Raw genomic sequence first — 1,023 nt, 5'->3', positions numbered from 1 at the left:
CTCACAGATGGCTCCCCTTCTCAATCTGAGAATCTAGCTACATCAATACTCTCAGGACTTTTCTGCACCACTAAGGCCTTACCCACTGGCACTTCGCGGACTCTGCAAAAGCTGCATGACCAGCTTCCTAGCACTTGCCGCAGTTCATTTACATCCGCAATCATGAATATCACTGGTCAAAAAGTCCAAGAATTAATCTCACTGCTGCAAAGACGTTTTCCTGATTGGCAAAGCTTCTCGAATCCCCCTGACCCCAAATTTCATCACGAAGAGATTAACTACAAGCAGAAACTATCAGCAGAAGCCAAAAACTTGCTTGCACCACAAGTCTTTGAGCAGGTCTTTAATCAATCAGATGATGGAGAAGCCTACGAAACACTCACCAGTCAAATTGAAGCCGTTGGGCAAAGTGCCAATCTCCTGTATCTAAGCACTCCAGCCCAAGGTGACCTCAACATTCTCTACGCTCCAGAACTGGATAAGCCTACGTTTTGTCGTGCCTTTTTTGACTTGCTGTACGGCGTTGGCCCCTCCGATGAACGCTTGGGGCGCTATCTCGTCTATGTTGAAGAACACAACTTGCCGAGTAAATGGGCTTTCCCGACTTACTACTTATTCTTGTGCAATCCTGATGAAGAGATTTTCATCAAACCCAAGAGCACACGTAACTTCTTCGACTTTATCGGAGAAAAAGACCTATATGAATCCACGCCGACAGCAGAGCGATATGTCGCCTTTAAGGAGGTGTTCCACACGTTGAAATCGGCGTTTTCGGACTATGTGCCTCGCGACATGATCGACATTCATAGTCTGGTGTGGGTAGTCGCTAACAACATTCCCTCCTATTGGAAAATTGCTCCCGGCGAAGGGGCTTGGCAATGGGAAGACTGCCGAAACCAAGGCTTTATTGCCATTGGCTGGGACGAACTGGGTGATATTTCTGGTTTAATACCAATTCTCTATAAAGCTGCATAGAATAGAGCCTCAAGGATAAAGTCATAGCCGGTCAAGGAGGCGATGGCC

1 pseudogene is annotated in these 1,023 nt (G+C 46.9%); it reads left to right on the top strand.

Annotated elements, in window-relative coordinates:
- Positions 1 to 975, top strand: a pseudogene (locus JUK32_RS07400) (hypothetical protein); the annotation flags it as partial.
- Positions 976 to 1,023 lie beyond the last annotated feature (48 nt).

Source organism: Halomicronema sp. CCY15110 (assembly GCF_016888165.1).
GTDB lineage: Bacteria > Cyanobacteriota > Cyanobacteriia > Phormidesmidales > Phormidesmidaceae > Halomicronema.
The sequence above is the reverse complement of the archived record's forward strand: the minus strand, read 5'-3'. Positions and strand labels throughout refer to the sequence as shown.